Raw genomic sequence first — 518 nt, forward strand, 5'->3', positions numbered from 1 at the left:
ACACCATCCAAAGCTTGTTCGACAGGCGCTACAGCATAGCATCTGCGATACCCAATCACGCTATTTTGGCTGTCTCTTAACACGAGATAAAGCGTGCGGTTGCTAAACCACTCTGCCATGAGTATATCGCGTTCATGTTTTTTGACCGAACACCACGGAAAATTTGCCATGTCCCATGGATAATCAATAAGGTCCCAGCTTAACTCTTCATCCCCATCATCTATCCAATTGCCAATAAGCCTGCCTTCTTCTTTTGTGAGGGTATGATTGATTTCTGTTGTGCGTCCAAAGGAAAACAAAGTGTCCCCAGCTGTTAAGCGAACACCGCTTTCATACTCCAACATGCTATCATCAAGGCGTGACATATTGCCTTCCATGGCTTGCACATTATAACCATAGGTCCCACGGCGAAAATCAGAGCGCAAACTTTTGGAAAGGTCGGTAATCGCTTCAATGGCTTCAAGGCTTTTGCGTTCAGGCAACTGATCAAAATCAAGTTGAAAGGAATTCCACCATGC

The 518-nt window shown here is 45.2% G+C and carries 1 pseudogene; it reads right to left on the reverse strand.

Annotated features, from left to right (window positions below):
* A pseudogene (locus ACFIJZ_RS10165) lies at positions 1–518 on the reverse strand (phage tail protein); the annotation flags it as partial.

Origin of the sequence: Bartonella sp. CL70QHWL, from assembly GCF_042194855.1 — a bacterium.
Taxonomy (GTDB): Bacteria; Pseudomonadota; Alphaproteobacteria; order Rhizobiales; family Rhizobiaceae; genus Bartonella.